Source organism: Chania multitudinisentens RB-25 (genome assembly GCF_000520015.2).
Classification (GTDB): domain Bacteria; phylum Pseudomonadota; class Gammaproteobacteria; order Enterobacterales; family Enterobacteriaceae; genus Chania; species Chania multitudinisentens.
This window is the reverse complement of record NZ_CP007044.2, coordinates 5,398,927-5,416,556: the sequence shown is the minus strand read 5'-3', so window position 1 is coordinate 5,416,556 and position 17,630 is coordinate 5,398,927. Positions and strand designations below refer to the sequence as shown.

The window sequence follows — 17,630 nt, the reverse complement described above, 5'->3', positions numbered from 1 at the left end:
CGGCTAGACCAGGGTATGCCGTTTGGCGATGTCGACCAGATCGACCAACGTTTGAACTTGCAGCTTTTCCATAATACGCACCTTATAGGTACTGATGGTTTTATTGCTCAACGCCATCTCATCGCCAATTTCCTTATTGCTTCTTCCCACGGCGAGCAGGCGCAGTACCGCCATTTCACGGTTAGAAAGCAGGTTGAGGCGGGTATGTTCATCCGCTTGTATATCGCCTTTATGCACAGAGCTGAATGAAAGATTAGGGAAATAGGTATAACCGGCTCCAATCGCTTTCAGCGCGGCGATCAGGTCAGACAAATCTTCATTTTTAGAGACATAGCCAACGGCTCCCGCCTGCATACAACGCATGGAATACAGATTGGCAGGCTGAGTGGTGAGCACCAGGACTTTGATAGGAAGCTCATACTGATTCAGGCTGGCGATGACACCTAACCCATCAAGTTTAGGCAGGCCAATATCCAGGATCATTAATTCCGGTTGCAGCTCACGGGCAAGGCGCACGGCTTCGATACCATTATCTGTTTCTGCTACCACCGTATAGCCTTCCCGCTGTAACAGCATTCCGATGGCCAAGCGGACAACAGGGTGGTCATCTACAACTACAACTTTCTTCATACCTCACTCCTAAAAACAAGCTGCTGCAACCGACCGAAGATATCAGAAAAAACTGACTAACTCGGTATTCTTGATGGTATTAGAAAAATGAGACAACTCAAGTCAATGATAAAGGTTTTTCTTACTCTTTTTATTATCTGGTAGGTTTCCCTCTCGAAAAGGTGAGCGAAAAAAACTTTTATTTTTCTATTCAACCAGATAATTCACTAGAAAGCCGTTTGTACAGTCTGGTATCAGCGAGGCTGAACAACGGGGGTTTACCGCCGCACACAAGGACGATCCGATTGCAGCGGCGGGAAGATAGAGTGTTCAACAGGTAAAAGCAAAAGATATCAAAACACCAGTTTAAGGCTGGAATAGTTATCAGGTTGCATTTTTACCTGAAAACGCTCGCTATTAAGCAGTATAAGACGAAATCCGTGAGGGAAAGGCACTAAGGTCTATAAGTAAAATGGCTTAACCCGCTTATAATGGACACCGCCCAGGCAGTGATGACAATGCGAAAGGAACCAAGATGCTAAAAGAAAACTTCAATGACCTGATTTCTTTTCTTGTGGTTGCCAGAGAGCGCAGCTTTACCAAAGCGGCCGCAAAGCTGGGGGTTTCTCAGTCTGCGTTAAGCCATGCTATTCGTGGGCTGGAAGAACGTCTCGAACTGCGTTTATTAACGCGCACCACCCGGAGCGTTGCGCCTACGGAAGCCGGTGAAAGGCTGGCGGAAAGCCTCGGACCACGTTTTGCCGACATTGAAAGTGAATTGGAAGCATTAGGTGAGATGCGCGACAAACCTGTAGGTAACATTCGCATAACCGCAGGCGAGCACGCGGTGAATTCGGTACTCTGGCCAGTGATGAAATCATTCCTTGCCGATTATCCCGATATTAACGTGGAGATCACCGTCGATAATGCCTTAACGGATATTGTTACAGGGCGTTTTGATGCAGGGATCCGCCTGGGTGAGCAGGTTGCAAAAGACATGATTGCCGTGCGGATTGGGCCAGAGATGAGCATGGCCGTGGTGGGTTCCCCCGCTTTTCTTGATAAATATGGCATACCCACCGCACCTCAGGAATTACAGCATTATCGCTGTATCAATATGCGTCTCCCCACCATGGGGGGGCTTTATGCCTGGGAGTTTAAGAAAGAAGGCCGCGAAATGAAGGTGCGTGTTTATGGGCAACTGACCTTTAACAGTTTGCGCCAGCGTATTGACGCCGCAGTGATGGGGTTCGGTTTAGCGTTTGTCCCAGAGGATGCAGTGAGGAACGAAATAGCCAGTGGTCAATTGATCAAAATCCTTGAAGAGTGGTGTGAACCCTTCCCAGGCTATTATCTTTACTACCCGAGCAGAAGACAGCATACCACGGCCTTTTCCCTGTTCGTTGAGGCATTCAGGTATCAACGTTAGCCGCTTAGTGAGAAAGGCGGCATCATTGCGCCCTTCATTCTGTTCTAACTCCCTGCGTAGCGCCTTTTTAATAAGAGCGAAGCGATCAAGCAGCCTATTGAGCATAAACCAATCATCGAACTCATGGTCCAGGGGGTTCCATCATTAAGCCAGCCGACAAGGGCTGCACTAAAGATACCGGAACCATATTGCATCGCGCCAATCAAGGAAGAACACATTCCAGCATTCCGGGTTACTTCAGCCAGGGCTCCAGCTACTGAATTGGCCACGATAAACCCATTCATCGCGGCATAGAAAAAGAAAGGTATTGCGATACCGGCTAACCCGAACCACCCCAGGTAGGCATTCAAAGCCATCATGATCCCGGCAATGGCCGCCATCGCTGAGCCCGCATGAAATAAAGACTCGCAGCCTAATTTGGCCACCAGTTTGCTGTTAATAAAGTTGGCGCTCATCACGCCAAGAATATTGACGCCAAACAACAATCCATAGGCTTGAGGCGAGATATGGAAATATTCAATATAAACAAAGGGAGTGCCTGCAATGAAGGCGTAAAAACCACCATAGTAAAAGGTACTGGCAATGGCATAGCCCATGATACGAGGATTAAACAAGAGCTTAAAATAGCCGCTGAAAATGGCCGCAAATGCCCCTTCGTTGCGAGCAGAAGAAGATAACGTTTCTGGTAGTGCAAACGTGCCGAACAAAGCCAGAAAGCCCAAGCCAGCCATCGTCCAGAAAATGGCCTGCCAACTGCTTATCGCCAGAATTTGCCCGCCCAGAATGGGGCCAGCCAAGGGCGCAACAGCCATAAACAGAAATAATGTTGATAGCATTTGTGCGGAGCGTTCGCGGGTGTATAAGTCTCTCACCATCGCGCGGGCGAGAACCGGGCCAGCACAGGCACCGGCCGCCTGTACCACACGCCATCCCACCATTTGTTCAATTGAATGGGCGAGAGCACAACCAGCAGCCCCGAGCATAAATAACCCCATCCCTATGGCGATAGGAATACGGCGCCCATAACGATCGCCAATCGGCCCCCAAAATAATTGCCCTAGGCTGAAACCAATCAAAAAACCGGACAGCGTGAATTCAATACGGCCATGGGCAGCGTGCAGATCGTTAGCAATGGTGGGCATTGCTGGCAGGTAGAGATCGGTAGAGATCGAGGCAAATGACATCAGCGCACTAAGAATAACCAGAATACGCAGGTCACGATAACGAGATGGAGAAGCACTTTCCCCGCCACTGTTCTGTACTGTTACATTGGTCATCTGGCTAGAATAAATCCGTGGTGAGTTTTAAAGGTGGTATCTCAGAAGAGATGGTACGAAAGGCTGCATCAAGGAGTAAGCTCCATAAATCGGATGAAGCTATGAATTTTACTCATTAATAAAAACAGATTTGATCAAGGTTAAAACTTATAGGAGTGGCTATGTTACACAATGAATATCTGGCATTACTGGAATAGCACGGCTGAATTAGCCTGCACTGACAAGAATGATGTGGCCGTCACCACATAAGGTATGGCGGCACTGGCATCAATTAAGGGCCAGGGTCTGGTCTTGAAAGGAACAATAATGACGTTTAGTCACCGCCCCGTTGAAATGAACGATATTCATGCCATATGCAGTTTTCCGGCATCGGTTCAAGAACTGTTTTTTTTCTTTCCTAAAGCTCGCTGGCCACTGTCACCTGAACAACTCATGGTTGCTATCAATGAGCGGGTTGATAATACGGTTGTGGTAGACGACGGTCAGGTCGTTGGCTTCGCCAATTTTTACCGTTGGGGTGCCGAAGCCTGTGCTATTGGCAATGTTATCGTTTCTCCTCATGCGCGCGGAAAAGGTGTGGGGCGCTACCTGATTCAGACGATGGTGGAAAAGGCGTCTGCCCAACACCTTACCGCGAAAGTGACTCTCTCTTGTTTTAACGAGAATGTTGCTGGCCTGTTGTTATATTCACAAATAGGTTTTGAACCCTATGCTATTGAAGCGCGCAGCGATCATGACGGCGCGCCTGTGGCACTGATTCACCTCAAACGAGAATGCCGAGGTGATTGAGCAGCCAGCACCTAGCCGCAATGTTTGACATCATGCTCGGCATTCAGCGTTTCTCTCCCTTAAATTAACGGCCTACTCGCGCCTGCAATTCAGCAGGATAACGCTCACCTTGAATGCGAACGGTCTCCAGTGCGGTGGTAATAAGGTGAAGGTCGTGTTCATTCAGCACTATTTCAGCCGCACCGAGATTCTCTTGCAGGCGGTGGAGTTTGGTGGTGCCTGGGATCGGCACCATCCATGGCTTTTGTGCCAGTAACCAGGCCAAGGCAATTTGTGCGGGTGTGACGCCCCTTTCACCGGCAATGCCATTGAGTAACGTGACCAGTTGTTGGTTCGCGTCAAGGGCTGCGGCAGCAAAGCGCGGTACTTTGCTTCTGAAATCGTCATTGCCAAAGGTAGAGCCCGCCTGAATGGTTCCGGTTAAAAAGCCTTTACCCAAGGGGCTAAACGGCACGAAACCTATGCCAAGCTCCTCTAGCGTTGGCAAAATTTCCTGTTCGGGTTCCCGCCACCACATAGAATATTCACTCTGCAATGCAGTAACCGGTTGCACGGCATGGGCCCGGCGAATGGTCTGCACGCCAGCTTCGGACAAACCGAAGTGTTTTACTTTACCTTCCGCAATCAGGTCTTTTACCGTTCCGGCCACGTCTTCAATCGGCACCGCTGGGTCAACGCGGTGCTGGTACAGTAAATCGATCACCTCCGTTTTCAGACGGCGAAGCGAACCTTCAACGGCCAGGCGAATATGTTCGGGGTGGCTGTTCAGGATTTGCTGTTTGTTGTCGTCACCAAAGGTAAAACCAAACTTTGTGGCAATCACGACCCGATCGCGCACAGGTTTCAGTGCTTCACCAACAACTTCTTCGTTGATATAGGGCCCATAGACTTCCGCCGTATCAAAAAAGGTGACACCGCGATCAACGGCGGCTCTAATCAACGCTATGGCCTGATGGGGGGCAGTTGCCGGGCCATAACCATGGCTCAACCCCATACAACCCAATCCTAATGCTGAAACCTCAAGACCTGAATGACCAAGAGTACGTTTTTGCATGTGCGCAATCCTTCCTGTTGAACAGAATTTGGTGGTGATTAAACATCTATTTTACGGTTGGCCAGCCATTCAACCATCGCAGGGTCACGGTGAGAGAAGAAGGCACTGGTGGCGGTATCCATTGCCGCTATCTGCGTCATTTCCATCGTGCTGAGCTCAAAATCCAGTACGTTGACGTTTTCTGTCATGCGTTCTTTGCGCACGGACTTAGCCAGCGAAACAATGCCACGTTGATAAAGCCAGCGTAGGACTACCTGGCCAACGCTCTTACCGTATTTATTGCCAATCTTTGCCAGGAGTGGGTTCTGAAACAGACCATTGCGGCCTTCAGCAAAAGGTGCCCAGGCTTCTGGCTGAATAGCGCGGCTTTTCATCCACGGCACGGCATGAAGTTGTTGGTTAAACGGGTTAACCTCAATTTGATTGACTGCGGGAGGGATTTTGTTAAACGCCATCAGATCCGCGAGGCGATCTGGATGGAAATTACTGACACCAATCGCACGGACTTTGTTGGCCAGCAGCAATTCCTCCATAGCACGCCATGCTCCGTGAACGTCACCGTAGGGCTGATGAATCAGATAGAGATCAACGTAATCAAGTTGCAGACGGTTGAGCGAGCGCTCGAATTGTGCTTTTGCACCTTCATAGCTGGTGTCTTGTAACCAGAGTTTCGTGGTGACAAAAAGTTCGCGGCGTGCAATACCACTTTGTTTCAGTGCGTTACCCACTTGTGTTTCATTCTGATAAGAGGCTGCGGTATCAATTAGGCGATATCCGGCCTCAATGGCATTAATAACCGCACTTTCGCATTCGGTTGGATCTGTCATCTGAAACACGCCAAATCCGAGCAAAGGCATCTGAATACCGTGATTCAATGTCACTGTGTTCATGGTTTTGTCCTGAGTAAGTGTATTTATGCCAGGAAGAATAACGCACGCTTTGTAATAAAATTAGATGCTGTAGTTTGCATGCCTTTATTAGCAGGGCTAATAAATAGAATGGAAAACGACCATGATCTGGCTACGTTCGCGCGCTTGAGCCGCATGAAAGGGACCCCCAAGAGTGCCTTGAAGGTTGCTCTTGGGGGCTTGCAGGGCGCATTACTGAAGGTTTTTATCTTTCAGGAACGTAGATACCAGATCGGCGATTGCAACGTTATTCAGATCGGAGAAGGGAAAGTGAGTGTTCCCTTTGATACCAATTTCCGGCAGATGGGTAACCGTCACGTCTCCGCCGTGCTTATTCACCACATCCCGCCATTGACGCGCCACAGCCAACCGGGCACGCCAGCTATCCTGTGCAGGTAAGGCCGTGGGTTGAGCCGGGATATTGTCGCCGTAGATAATCAGGACAGGGATTTTTGTCAAAGCCATAAACTGCGCCAGCGGTACCGACTCCCCTTTTAGGGTATCAAAGGCATTCTTGGTGGGGGGCGGGACTTCGCCTTCAGGAAAGACAAAACTGCTGCCCGGTTCAAACGCGACGATCCCTTTTACGTTGGCGTTCTTCATGGCGCTAAACCAGCCAGGGCCACCACCCTGAGAGTGTGTAAACAAAATAGCCGGGCCGGATTTATCAACCACGGCTGACATGGCATCTGAAATCACATTGAGATCAAAGGGGCCGGTATTGGGAGTCATCTGGCGGTAGTACTGATTTAATGTCTCTTGATCATGAGGGAACTGTACGCCATCAAAGAAATCAGGCCAGACGCCCAGACGGAACTGGTTAAACCATAATTGCTCATCGGCCAGCGGTTTGACGCTGCCTTCCACCATGCTGCGCCCGGCATTGCCCCGGCGTGGTTGATCAACCAGATAGGTCGAGAAGCCACGGCGCAGGAAGATATTCTGAAAACCCTCGCGGCCGTCTGGCGTACTTTCCCATGTTCGGGAAGACTGCCCGGCACCGTGCAACATCACAATGGGATATTTATGTGGGTTTTCAGGGATCTGATAAAACACAGCGGCATGATCGCCATGATAGGTTTGGCCCGCTGGCTCCAGTGGTTTTTTCGGATCAAACTGCCCCGGTGTTGTAATAACTGCGCCACCAGCGGCAAAACTTCCCTGAGACTGGATAACCAAGGGAGGTGTTGGTGCAGCAAAGGCAGATTGAGACATTAATCCGCCAAGCAACAGACCGGCGGTGAGCGTTTTCCGTAAGGTTTTCAAGGTGTTTTCCTTATGTGATGGTAGATAAGGGAAAATGCAAAAGTGGCATGCCATTATTGCGGGTACTGGTCGTCCGTGACCTTTTCCATCCACGTCACAGTGTTACCGTCCAGCGATTCTGAAATAGCAGTATGCACCATCGATTCGGTTGCGGAGGCACCATGCCAGTGTTTGACGCCCGGCGGTATCCACACGACATCACCGGTTTTGATTTGTTGGGCCGAGCCTTCCCATTCCTGTACCCAACCGATACCGGAAGAGACAAGCAGTGTTTGCCCAAGGGGATGCGTGTGCCAGGCTGTTCGGGCTCCAGCGTCAAATGAGACGATCCCCCCAGAGATACGGGCAGGGGCGGAGCCTGTAAACCGTGAGTCAATCTTTGCCGTGCCGGTAAAGTACTCTGGTGCACCCAGCGTTATAGGTTGTGAACCCGCCGGGTTGACGGTTACCGCCCCCGGTATGGCGGCACTAATCTGCGTAGTGGGCAGTAACAGTGCGGCCAGTGTAATAAGGTAAATTTTCATATCGATGAAATCCTTTTAACGCGAGAGATTCTAATGAGTTCATTGAAGGTAAAAACTATTTCCCCTCTTTAAATACCTCTCTTGCAATAGAGATTGCCGTTATTGCCGTTGGCCATCCTGAATAGAAGGCGAGTTGGGTGATAGTTTCGACCAACTCTTCCTCTGTGACCCCGTTCTGGCGAGCCAGGCGCAGATGGGAACGCAACTGTTCAGGGCGCTCCATTGCCACCAGAGCGCTGACCGTCACCAGGCTCCGATCGCGTTTTGAAAGCTGTGGCCGCTCCCAGACATCGCCAAGCAGGACATCGTCGGTCAGTTGCGCCATTTTGGGGGCGACATCCCCCATAAGTTGTTGCGCGCGTGACGGTTTTTTTTCCGCCACATTTTGCGCGTGGGTGAAAGAACCCATTGAACCGGCAAAGAGGATGGAAGTACAAAACAGACAATGCTGAAGTATTTTTTTCATGATTCATTTCCTTTGTTAGCGGCAATATTGAAAAGGAGGAATGACGTGCCAGTCAGGATCAATTAAGTCTACCGAATGCTTCATGTCATCAGGCTGACCGTTGACTGACATGTTTGTCAGAATTGCCGTTGAATTTACTCTTATTAAAGGAAATGCAATTTTTGTTATGCCTTCAATAATATTAAGCACGCTTGATGTTATGCAGTACCCCTTCATTGACCATCGGCGGCACTCACGTGTTATTAAGGGACATAGCCTTGTTCTGGTATACCCATTTCAGCCGCGCGGCCGACCTCTTTGGCACTATCGACAGAGCCGCTGCCTATGGCAAGAGTTAAACCAAAGGTATTCATTCCATTCTGGCTGCTGGCAAACACATCGCCATGGTGCATGATTGCCACCGCCCTGACGATGGAAAGCCCGAGCCCATGGTGAGTATCACTGCGCGCGCGGGAAGAATCAGCACGATAGAAACGCTCAAACAAACGTTGCAGATGCTCCGCCGCGATAGGCTCGCCGATGTTGGTGACTGCGATGGAAGCCAGATTATTTTCTCTGCTGATTGTCACCGTCACGGTCGTGCCGGGAACAGCATGGCGAGCACTGTTTTCCAGTAGATTAGCCAACGAACGGTGGAAAAGCCGCCGATCAATGCGTGCAGTGAGATCCCCTGCAACATGAATAGACAGGTTTTTTTCGGCTAATGAAGGCTCGACATATTCCGTGGTCTTGTAGGTTTCTTCACGAAGAGACACGTCGGTCAACTGGGTGGCATGTTCCCCAGCCTGGGCATGGGAGAGAAACAGCATGTCGTTGACGATAGAGGTCATTCTCTCTAATTCTTCCAGATTGGACCCCAGTAAATCTTCAAGCTCATGCGTTTCGCGTTTGCGCGACAGGCCGAGCTGCGTTTGCCCCATCAGATTGGTCAGCGGGGTTCTCAGCTCATGTGCTACATCGGCATTAAAACTTTCAAGCTGTCGCCAGGCGATTTCCTGCCGTTCAAGGACGCCATTAAATGCAATGGCCAGCTTTTGCAGTTCATCCGGCAGCGTTGAGGTATCCAGGCGCTGCCCGTGATTTCCTGGGGCAAGATGATGGGCCTGATCGCTGAGTTTGTTGACAGGGCGCATGCCTATTCTGGCGATTACGAACCCCAACTGGGCCACTAATAACACGCCAAGTGCGATAATGACGATCAGCGTGCGGGTAAATTCATTCAGAGTACCCATATACGGCGTGGAGTCGATGGCAACCACATAGCGCAGAGCAGGGCGCTCCCCCTGAGCAGGAATTTCCGACATCAGTAAAAACAGGGAACAGGAGGCTTCTGTGGCCCCGGGAACTTTGCTGAACCCTTGGTTCAGTGAAGCCCAGCTCACCCCACTGGGGGGCGGGCCACCGACTTGAAGCCGGGGATCGTCACTGAGTATCCAGTAGTGTACGCGGCCGCCCTCAGCCGCGGCCAAATCGCTGAATTTGGTCGCCAGCGTTTGCCAGCCGTCCAGCGTGGTGCGGGAAAGCAGCCAGGGGGCCATCAGTGACTCCCTGAATTGCAATTCGTTATGCATCTGCTTTCGCAATGAGTCGTGCAGAGAGCTTCGTAGCACAATACCCAGTGCGGAAACTATCAGTATGGCGGCTAAGGCAAACATCAGTGCCAACCGTCCAGAAATAGAACGTTTAATCATGCTGGCTCTCTCTATTTGGCCTGGCGGTCGGGGCGGGTTTCGAGAACGTACCCCATACCCCGCACCGTATGCAGCAGTTTGACCGGGTAGGGCGCATCAATTTTCGCCCGCAGGCGTTTTATCGCAACCTCAACGACATTGGCATCGCTGTCAAAATTCATGTCCCAGACCTGTTCTGCAATCATCATTTTTGAAAGGATTTCGCCCTGATGCCTGGCTAACAGGCTTAACAGGGAGAACTCTTTGGCCGTGAGTTCCAGGCGTTCACCGGCTCGCGTAACGCGCCTTGCCAGCAGATCGAGATGCAAATCGTTAATGTGCAATTGAGTGACATCGACGCCATCGCTGGGGCGCCGCCTCAGCAACGCCTGGATACGGGCCACCAGTTCAATCAGCGAAAAAGGTTTAGGCAGATAATCGTCTGCACCGTGGCGCAGCCCTTTGACGCGTTCATCAACCGAGCCACGGGCGGATAACATCAGCACCGGGGTTTGCTTACTGGCGCGTAGACCTTCCAGCACGCTGTAGCCATCCATGCCGGGCAACATGACATCAAGCACAATCGTATCGTAATCATACTCAAGGGCCAGGTACAATCCGTCCGTCCCGTTAGTTGCTACGTCAACGGTGAAACCCAGCTCACTGAGTGCGCGATTGATATACGAAGAGGTTTTTTCCTCATCTTCGATCAGAAGTAGCCGCATGTTCGTTTCCCTTTTCCCGTCAGGGCAATAAACGCCTTAATTCCATCCATTCTAGCGGTGTGTGACCAACACCAAGCTGACATTTTTCTGACATTTTTGTCAGGAAGAGATTTCTTTAACTGACGGAAATGTTATCTGGCAGTCATGTTGATGTCAGCATCCCCCCTTTAGACTCTCTACAAAAGACCAAGGGTCATGCCGGGATAATACGTTATTTATTTTGGATCGCTGGAGGGTGCTTAAATGAAACACAATACTTTCAAAGCCATAGGGTTAGCGGCGGTTATCAGTCTTTTATCAGGGGGAGCGATGGCAGCCGATTACACATTAAATCCGTTTACGTTGGCCTATGACGGCGCGATTAGCGAAAACGTGAAAGGCAAAGTCAATATACATCCGGTGACTTACACGTTAAATGGCCTGGAGATTGCGGCCAATGTGTATACCCCGGCGAATTATGACCCTGCTAAAAAATACCCGGCGGTGGTGGTGGCCCACCCGAATGGTGGCGTGAAAGAGCAGGTTGCTGGCTTGTATGCCCAGCGCTTGGCAGAACAAGGTTATATCACCATTACGGCGGATGCGGCGTATCAGGGGGCGAGCGGCGGCCTGCCCCGCAATGTGGATAAACCGGCTTACCGTATTGCAGACGTACACGGCATGGCCGATTTCATCACCCAATATCCCGGTGTGGACTCGGTTCGTTTAGGCCTGCTGGGGATTTGCGGCGGGGGAGGCTACTCCTTGAAGGCGGGGCAAACCGATAAACGTTTTAGTGCCATTGCCACGTTGAGCATGTTTGATTCTGGTTTGGTAAGGCGCAACGGTTATCAGGATTCACAGCTCACCACGATACAAGAACGTTTAAAACAAGCTTCTGAGGCTCAGGCAAAAGAGGCCGCTGGTGGTGAAGTGACCTACATCGGGGATGCCAAACTGACAGACGAACAAATTGCCAAACTGCCATTTGATCTCTATCGGCAGGGCTTTGAATACTACGGTAAGACTCACGCGCACCCCAACTCGACCTTCAGATACACTGCCAGCAGCCTGCTCGACTTAATGAGTTTCGACGCGGCAAGCAATATGGATTTAATTGATAAGCCGTTGCTGATGTTGGCAGGCAGCAAAGCGGACTCTCTGTATATGAGTGAAAAGGCTTTTAAAAGCGCGAGCAATGCAAAAGATAAGGAATTGTTTCTAATAGAGGGGGCAACCCATATTGAAACCTATTGGAAGCCGGAATATGTGAATCAGGCCATGGGTAAACTGGAACAGTTCTACGGGAAAAATCTATAAGAACGCAATGATATTTAATCCTCTTTTACCTGTGCCAATACTTGCGGAAAGAGATTTATCTGCCTGATGCCACAGCTATTTCTGTGGCATCAGCATGGTAGGTTTTATGGCTTAACAATGAAGCACATTGTTAATGACGGATAGCTCACTTTAACCCTTGGCGAACGCTATGAATAAGCTACGATTCACTGCACTGATTCACTATCTGATTGTATTTTTGTCTTTTGCCCTCAGTAGTCTGAGCGCAGTCGTTGAGGCCGCAGACAGCCCGGCCCGGCGGACTCTTGTTGTCTATTTTTCTCAACCCGAAGAGGTAAAACTAGACGGGGTTGATGGTGTATCGGGGGCGAGCATATTGCAAAAAAACAATGTTGTCTTGGGCAGTACCCAATATGTGGCGCAGATTATCCAGAAAGAAACCGGCGGTGACTTATTCCGCATTGAAACGGTGAAACCCTACCCGCGTCAGCATGAGCCCTTGCTGAGGTATGCAGAACAGGAATTAAAAGAGGGGGTTCGGCCAGAACTGAAAGAAAAAATACAGAATCTTGAGGATTATGATCAGATATTTATTGGCTATCCCATCTGGTGGTACAAGATGCCAATGGTGATGTGCAGCTTTTTTGAACAGCATGATTTTAATGGAAAAACGCTGATCCCTTTTACTACCCACGGTGGCAGCCGTTTCTCTGACTCGCTGCGCGAAATCAAACGTCTTCAACCTAATGCAAGATTAATCACCCAGGGCCTCGCTATTTCAAGAAATGATGTGACGGATGATGATACGCCGGCAGAAATTATCAACTGGTTAAGTACGTTACCCAACATGCCTTGATCGCAGGCCAGTGAATGAAAGCAAAATATAAATTTCAGGTTGTGCAGGATATGGTGATGATGATGATCCTGCTATCACTGATGGGGTTTCATCTGTGGGATGAAGATATCCATGAGTGGTTGGGGATCGCTTTCTTATTGATTATCCTGCTCCATAATGGCTTGAATATTCACTGGTTCAGCAAACTGGCTCAGGGCGAGTATTCTGCTTTCCGCATCATGCAGGTTACCGTTAATCTGTTGCTGATATGGGTACTCTCGTCTGCCATTATCAGTGGGATGATGCTTTCAAAACATCTTTTGCCCGATTTACCCATTCATAGTTCATCCGATCTGGTCAGAAAGATCCACATGACCAGCGTGCATTGGGGGCACATTATCATTGCCGTCCATTTGGGATTGCACTGGAAAATGCTGGCTAACTTTTTTTGTAAAATCTGGCATATATCGCCGCTTTCTTTTCTGGCAGCAGGGTTGATGCCCGCTATTTTTCTGTGCATAGCGACCTATGGGCTGTATGTTTTTATGCAGCGTGACCTGTTGCCTTATCTGCTGATTCAGGTTGATTTCGCATTTTTTGACTTTGAAGAATCGAAGGCACTTTTCTATCTGGACTTCTTTGCTGTTACGATGTTATTTGTTTATCTGACACGGATTTTGCTGTGGTTATTCCTGTCGAATAATGAACAGGGTAATAATACCGAGATTAAAACATCAGAAAAAGTGTGAGTGGGTAATGCAGCAAGTTTTGAAGTTGACTGGATCTCCAGAGCAATAACCTTCACCGTTCATCAACGCTTCCGAGCGGTATCGAACAGATACACATGTTAATAAAACCCACTTTAGGCTGTGCCCCTTAATCTCTCCACATGTTTATGGAAACGGTGAAAATCTCTTTTAAAATGTATAAACAGCTTCAATGTAGAGCGTTTTTCAAACAAACATCAGCGCTGCAAGTGGATTCTAACGGTACTAAATTGTACAAAAAAACAATTACGGGACACGCCCTAATTCTCAAGTGATACCTCGACCAGGCAACTCATGGCATTTGGCCCCTGAGTAAGTGGAGAAGTGCCGATATCCAGAGTCAGTACGTTAGGGTTACCTGATTGTTCCGTTTGCTGCCAGCGCGGCCCAAAGCCCGGGTCGAACCAGGCTCCGGTAGCCATCAGCACAACGCCGCGTACGAGCCCCGTATTTATCACCGCGCCAGCCAGGCAACCGCCCCGTTCATTGCTTACCCGCACCAAGGCTCCAGCGGTTATCCCGCGTTGCTGGGCATCTTCAGGGTGCAGGTAGATCTTCTCTTTACCAGCAACCTTGTTTGCTTGTACCTGAGGGGCGGGATCGAGCTGGCTATGCAGGCGATCGTCTGGTTGGATTGAGATTAAATGCAATGGCCAGCGTTGCGTTTGCGGTGCCCCCAACCACTCAACCGGAGGGAGCCATTCTGGGTGGGCAGAAAAATCCTTGTAGCCATAGCTGGCGATGGTTTCGCTGAACAATTCAATCTTGCCGCTGGGTGTCTTCAGTGGATTAGCCTGCGGATCGGCCCGGAATTCCTCAAAGAAAACAAACTCTTTCTCCGGCGCAGGCAGTTCGACATAGCCACGCTGCCAGAAGGTATCGAAATCTGGCCAGTGGATGCCTGCCGATTGCTGAGCTTCGCCACAGCGTTGATAGATTGCTTCAATCCAGGCACGTTCATCACGCCCTTCGGTGAAGGTTTGCCGGTAACCGAGCCTTTCAGCCAACTCAGCGAAAATATCAAAGTCGTTGCGAGCCTGGTGCTGGGGAGCGATAGCTTGATGCATGGCCAGCACGTAGCGATCGCGCGATGAACCACCGATATCATTGCGTTCGAGAGCGCTGGTTACCGGCAGCACGATATCCGCCATTTTGGCCGCCGGCGTCCACCAAATATCCTGCACCACCACGGTATCCGGTTTCTGCCACCCCTGAACCAACCGATTAAGTTGTTGATGATGGTGAAATGGGTTGCCGCCCGCCCAATGTATCAGATGAATATCGGGATAATGGCGTGTTTCCCCCTGGAATGAATAGGGTTCTTCAGGGTGTAGCAGCATGTCACTGATGCGGGCCACCGGGATCGATAAGCCCGCCGGATTATCACCTATCGGCATCATTGGCCCCGGTGTATCAACGCGTGGGTTGCCAACGCTGTTCATCGAACCGTGGCCGAAAGAAAAACCGCCGCCTGGCAGCCCCACCTGGCCGAGCATGGATGCCAGGGCGATCAGCATCCAATAGGGTTGCTCTCCCCGGTGGGCCCGCTGTACCGAGTAGGCACAGGTGAGAAAACTGCGTACCCCGATGAGTTGTTGTGCCAGCCGGGTAATGCGTGCCGCAGGAATCCCCGTGATATGGCTGGCCCACTCTGGGGTTTTGGCAATACCGTCGCTGTTGCCGTCAAGATAGTTTGCCAACTGAGGGTAGCCCACGCAGTGACTCGCCAGAAACGCCCGATCTTGCGCTCCGCAGCGCTGGATCTCATAGGCGAGCGCCAGCATCAGGGCGACATCGGTATTTGGCCGGATCGGAATCCATTCGGCATTGACAAAGGCCGGGCAGTCATCACGCATTGGGCTGATGTTGATGACAGGTGTGCCTTTGTGCGCCAACTTTTCCAACCAGGGCTTGAGGGTGTGCTCCACGGCTCCGCCAGAAGACACCTGGGCATTCTTTAAGGCCAGGCCACCAAACGCGACGAACAATTGGCAATGTTCTACGACACTGGGCCAAGTGGTGACGCGCCCGGTCAATGGGCTGTAGGTGCCAATAATGTAAGGCAGGAAGAATTGAGCCGCTCCCCAGCTATAGTTACCTTGCTGATCAACTCCGCCACCGCCTGCAAAATAGAAACGCCGTACCAGAGAGCGGGCATGATGCAACCGCCCGGCAGAGGACCAACCGTAGGAGCCGGTGAAAATCCCTGAAGCGCCGTAACGGTCGCGTACCCGCTGGTTTTCGTTGGCGATCAAATCCAGTGCGACATCCCAATCAACCTCAACAAACGGCTCTTTGCCCCGCAGGGAACCCTCACTTTTTTCACGTTTCTGGAGCCAGGAGCGCCGCACTGCGGGTTTGCGAATACGTTTGTCAGAGTAAACCATTGGCACAATAGAATTGAGCAATGGAGAAGGATCGGCATCTGTGGCAAAAGGTTCGCAGCGGATGAGGCGGCCATTTTCAACCATGGCGTGATAGGCTCCCCAATGGGCCAGTTGTGGATAGCGTATTATTGACATGGCATCTCAAGGTTTTTGATAGGTGTTGTGGCGGTTCAAATGGCGTATTCCGCCTCTAAATATTTGCTCAGAAACAGCGCGGTACGCGGCTGTTTCGGGCGCTGGAATATCTCTGCGGGTGGGGCAAATTCAATGATTTTCCCGCCGTCGATAAACATGACCCGATCGGCCACTTCCTGAGCAAAACGCAGTTCATGAGTAACAATCACCGTGGTGATGGCTTCTTGGGCAATAGCACGGATCACCTGTAACACCTCTTGCACCAATTCCGGGTCCAGTGCCGAGGTGGGTTCATCCATCAGGAGCACTTTGGGTTGCATAGCGAGGGTGCGGGCGATCGCCACCCGTTGTTGTTGCCCCCCAGAGAGCTGGGCGGGATAACTTTGTGCTTTTGCCGCCATACCTACCTTGGTGAGAAAGTGCATTCCTTCTTCCTGGGCCTGAGTGCGTGATTTACGCTGAACCGTTATCAAGCCTTGGGTGACATTTTCCAGCGTGGTCAGGTGTGGGAACAGATTAAACGCTTGGAACACCATACCGGTATGCTGGCGTAATGCGTGAATGGTTTTCTTACTGATGGCACCAGCGTGGACCTGCTGATGCTCAATACGAATACTGCCCGCAGAAGGTTGCTCCAGCAGGTTCAGGCAGCGGATCAAGGTCGATTTGCCCGAGCCTGAAGGCCCAATAATAGCAACAGTTTCTGACTGCCGCACATGGAAATCTATCCCCTTCAGGACATGATTCCCTGCATAACGCTTTTCCAGCCTGCTCACTTCAATCATGCTAGCTTCCTTTGGCAGTATGTTTTCTGGCGCGGTGCTCTATCAGGCTCAGAAACAGCTCGCAGAGTAAACAGATCGCCCAATAAATCAGTGCGGCAACCACGTACACTTCAAAGAATTGGGATGTTCGCCCGGCAATAATCTTCGCTTCCCCCATGATTTCTGGGACGGCGGCGATGAACGCCAGTGAAGTATCTTTGAGTAACATAATGAATTGGTTACCAATGTTGGGCAGTGCCATGGTTAATGCCTGCGGCAGCACAATTTTGCCCAGGGCCTGCGGGGTGGTCATACCAATCGAATAAGCGGCTTCGAACTGCCCTGGAGCGACGGACAGGATCGCCGAACGGAGAGTTTCAGAGAGATAGGCCCCTACATTGAGAGAAAAGGCCACATAAACAAAATAAATGGCAGGAATTTGGCTGATATTGCTGTGGATCGCCAGCACTCGCAGCAGCAGTGGAATACCGTAATAGGCCAGAAAAATCTGGACCACCAGTGGGGTTCCGCGCATAAAAGAAACGTACAGGATCGCCAATTGCGTGATCCCGGCGACCCGGTAGATGCGTAACAGCGCCACAGCCAGCCCGATGAGGGCACCAAAAATAAAGGCAACCAGCGTAATCGACAAGGAAACAGGAATACCCTTGGCAATGGTGGGAATTGAATCGATCATGTACTGAACATCAAATAGCTGAACCATCACATCATTCTTCCATGTACCCG

At 50.6% G+C, this 17,630-nt stretch carries 17 protein-coding genes; 5 read left to right on the top strand and 12 right to left on the bottom strand.

What is annotated here, in order from left to right:
* Positions 1–3: 3 nt before the first annotated feature.
* Complete coding sequence (locus Z042_RS24095) at positions 4–630, bottom strand: response regulator transcription factor (RefSeq protein ID WP_024912156.1); 627 nt, start codon at positions 628–630, stop codon at positions 4–6.
* A gap of 514 nt (positions 631–1,144) precedes the next feature.
* On the opposite strand from Z042_RS24095, the gene Z042_RS24090 reads away from it, so the two are divergent.
* The gene (locus Z042_RS24090; RefSeq protein WP_024912155.1) at positions 1,145–2,038 is read left to right on the top strand and encodes a LysR family transcriptional regulator; all 894 of its coding nucleotides are present in this window, start codon (positions 1,145–1,147) and stop codon (positions 2,036–2,038) included.
* 44 nt (positions 2,039–2,082) lie between these two features.
* Here Z042_RS24090 and Z042_RS24085 read toward each other — a convergent pair whose 3' ends face one another.
* Positions 2,083–3,315, bottom strand: coding sequence for a multidrug effflux MFS transporter (locus Z042_RS24085; protein WP_024912154.1), 1,233 nt, complete (start codon positions 3,313–3,315; stop codon positions 2,083–2,085).
* Positions 3,316–3,621: 306 nt separating this feature from the next.
* On the opposite strand from Z042_RS24085, the gene Z042_RS24080 reads away from it, so the two are divergent.
* Positions 3,622–4,104, top strand: a complete 483-nt coding sequence (locus Z042_RS24080; RefSeq protein ID WP_024912153.1) for a GNAT family N-acetyltransferase — start codon at positions 3,622–3,624, stop codon at positions 4,102–4,104.
* Positions 4,105–4,168: 64 nt separating this feature from the next.
* Here Z042_RS24080 and Z042_RS24075 read toward each other — a convergent pair whose 3' ends face one another.
* The 7 genes from Z042_RS24075 to Z042_RS24045 all read right to left on the bottom strand — a co-directional run bounded on the left by Z042_RS24075 (position 4,169) and on the right by Z042_RS24045 (position 10,717).
* Positions 4,169–5,158 carry an aldo/keto reductase gene (locus Z042_RS24075; protein WP_024912152.1) on the bottom strand — a complete coding sequence of 330 codons (990 nt, stop codon included), beginning with the start codon at positions 5,156–5,158 and terminating at the stop codon, positions 4,169–4,171.
* Between the two features lie 38 nt (positions 5,159–5,196).
* A complete protein-coding gene (locus Z042_RS24070) occupies positions 5,197–6,048 on the bottom strand; it encodes an aldo/keto reductase (RefSeq protein WP_024912151.1) in 852 nt (283 codons plus the stop codon).
* A 210-nt stretch (positions 6,049–6,258) separates the two neighbouring features.
* Complete coding sequence (locus tag Z042_RS24065) at positions 6,259–7,332, bottom strand: alpha/beta hydrolase (protein WP_024912150.1); 1,074 nt, start codon at positions 7,330–7,332, stop codon at positions 6,259–6,261.
* A gap of 53 nt (positions 7,333–7,385) precedes the next feature.
* Positions 7,386–7,856, bottom strand: a complete 471-nt coding sequence (locus tag Z042_RS24060) for a (R)-mandelonitrile lyase (RefSeq protein WP_024912149.1) — start codon at positions 7,854–7,856, stop codon at positions 7,386–7,388.
* A 55-nt stretch (positions 7,857–7,911) separates the two neighbouring features.
* On the bottom strand, positions 7,912–8,325 hold the full coding sequence (locus Z042_RS24055) for a carboxymuconolactone decarboxylase family protein (protein ID WP_024912148.1): 414 nt from the start codon (positions 8,323–8,325) through the stop codon (positions 7,912–7,914).
* A 239-nt stretch (positions 8,326–8,564) separates the two neighbouring features.
* Positions 8,565–10,013, bottom strand: a complete 1,449-nt coding sequence (locus Z042_RS24050) for a heavy metal sensor histidine kinase (protein WP_024912147.1) — start codon at positions 10,011–10,013, stop codon at positions 8,565–8,567.
* An 11-nt stretch (positions 10,014–10,024) separates the two neighbouring features.
* A complete protein-coding gene (locus Z042_RS24045; RefSeq protein ID WP_024912146.1) occupies positions 10,025–10,717 on the bottom strand; it encodes a heavy metal response regulator transcription factor in 693 nt (230 codons plus the stop codon).
* Between the two features lie 243 nt (positions 10,718–10,960).
* On the opposite strand from Z042_RS24045, the gene Z042_RS24040 reads away from it, so the two are divergent.
* The 3 genes from Z042_RS24040 (at position 10,961) to Z042_RS24030 (ending at position 13,579) form a co-directional block, all read left to right on the top strand.
* On the top strand, positions 10,961–12,016 hold the full coding sequence (locus Z042_RS24040; RefSeq protein ID WP_024912145.1) for an alpha/beta hydrolase: 1,056 nt from the start codon (positions 10,961–10,963) through the stop codon (positions 12,014–12,016).
* 169 nt (positions 12,017–12,185) lie between these two features.
* The gene (locus Z042_RS24035) at positions 12,186–12,851 is read left to right on the top strand and encodes a flavodoxin (protein ID WP_024912144.1); all 666 of its coding nucleotides are present in this window, start codon (positions 12,186–12,188) and stop codon (positions 12,849–12,851) included.
* Positions 12,852–12,865: 14 nt separating this feature from the next.
* Positions 12,866–13,579: a DUF4405 domain-containing protein gene (locus Z042_RS24030; protein WP_024912143.1), complete on the top strand. Its 714-nt coding sequence runs from the start codon at positions 12,866–12,868 to the stop codon at positions 13,577–13,579.
* A gap of 278 nt (positions 13,580–13,857) precedes the next feature.
* Here the strand turns inward: Z042_RS24030 and Z042_RS24025 are convergent, their stop codons facing one another.
* Genes Z042_RS24025 through Z042_RS24015 form a run of 3 tightly spaced genes read right to left on the bottom strand, consistent with a single transcriptional unit; the run spans position 13,858 to position 17,607 of the window.
* On the bottom strand, positions 13,858–16,119 hold the full coding sequence (locus tag Z042_RS24025; protein ID WP_024912142.1) for a molybdopterin-dependent oxidoreductase: 2,262 nt from the start codon (positions 16,117–16,119) through the stop codon (positions 13,858–13,860).
* Positions 16,120–16,154: 35 nt separating this feature from the next.
* Positions 16,155–16,904 (bottom strand): amino acid ABC transporter ATP-binding protein, encoded by a 750-nt coding sequence (locus Z042_RS24020; protein ID WP_024912141.1) that lies wholly within the window; start codon positions 16,902–16,904, stop codon positions 16,155–16,157.
* A 1-nt stretch (position 16,905) separates the two neighbouring features.
* Complete coding sequence (locus Z042_RS24015) at positions 16,906–17,607, bottom strand: amino acid ABC transporter permease (RefSeq protein WP_024912140.1); 702 nt, start codon at positions 17,605–17,607, stop codon at positions 16,906–16,908.
* Positions 17,608–17,630: the final 23 nt, after the last annotated feature.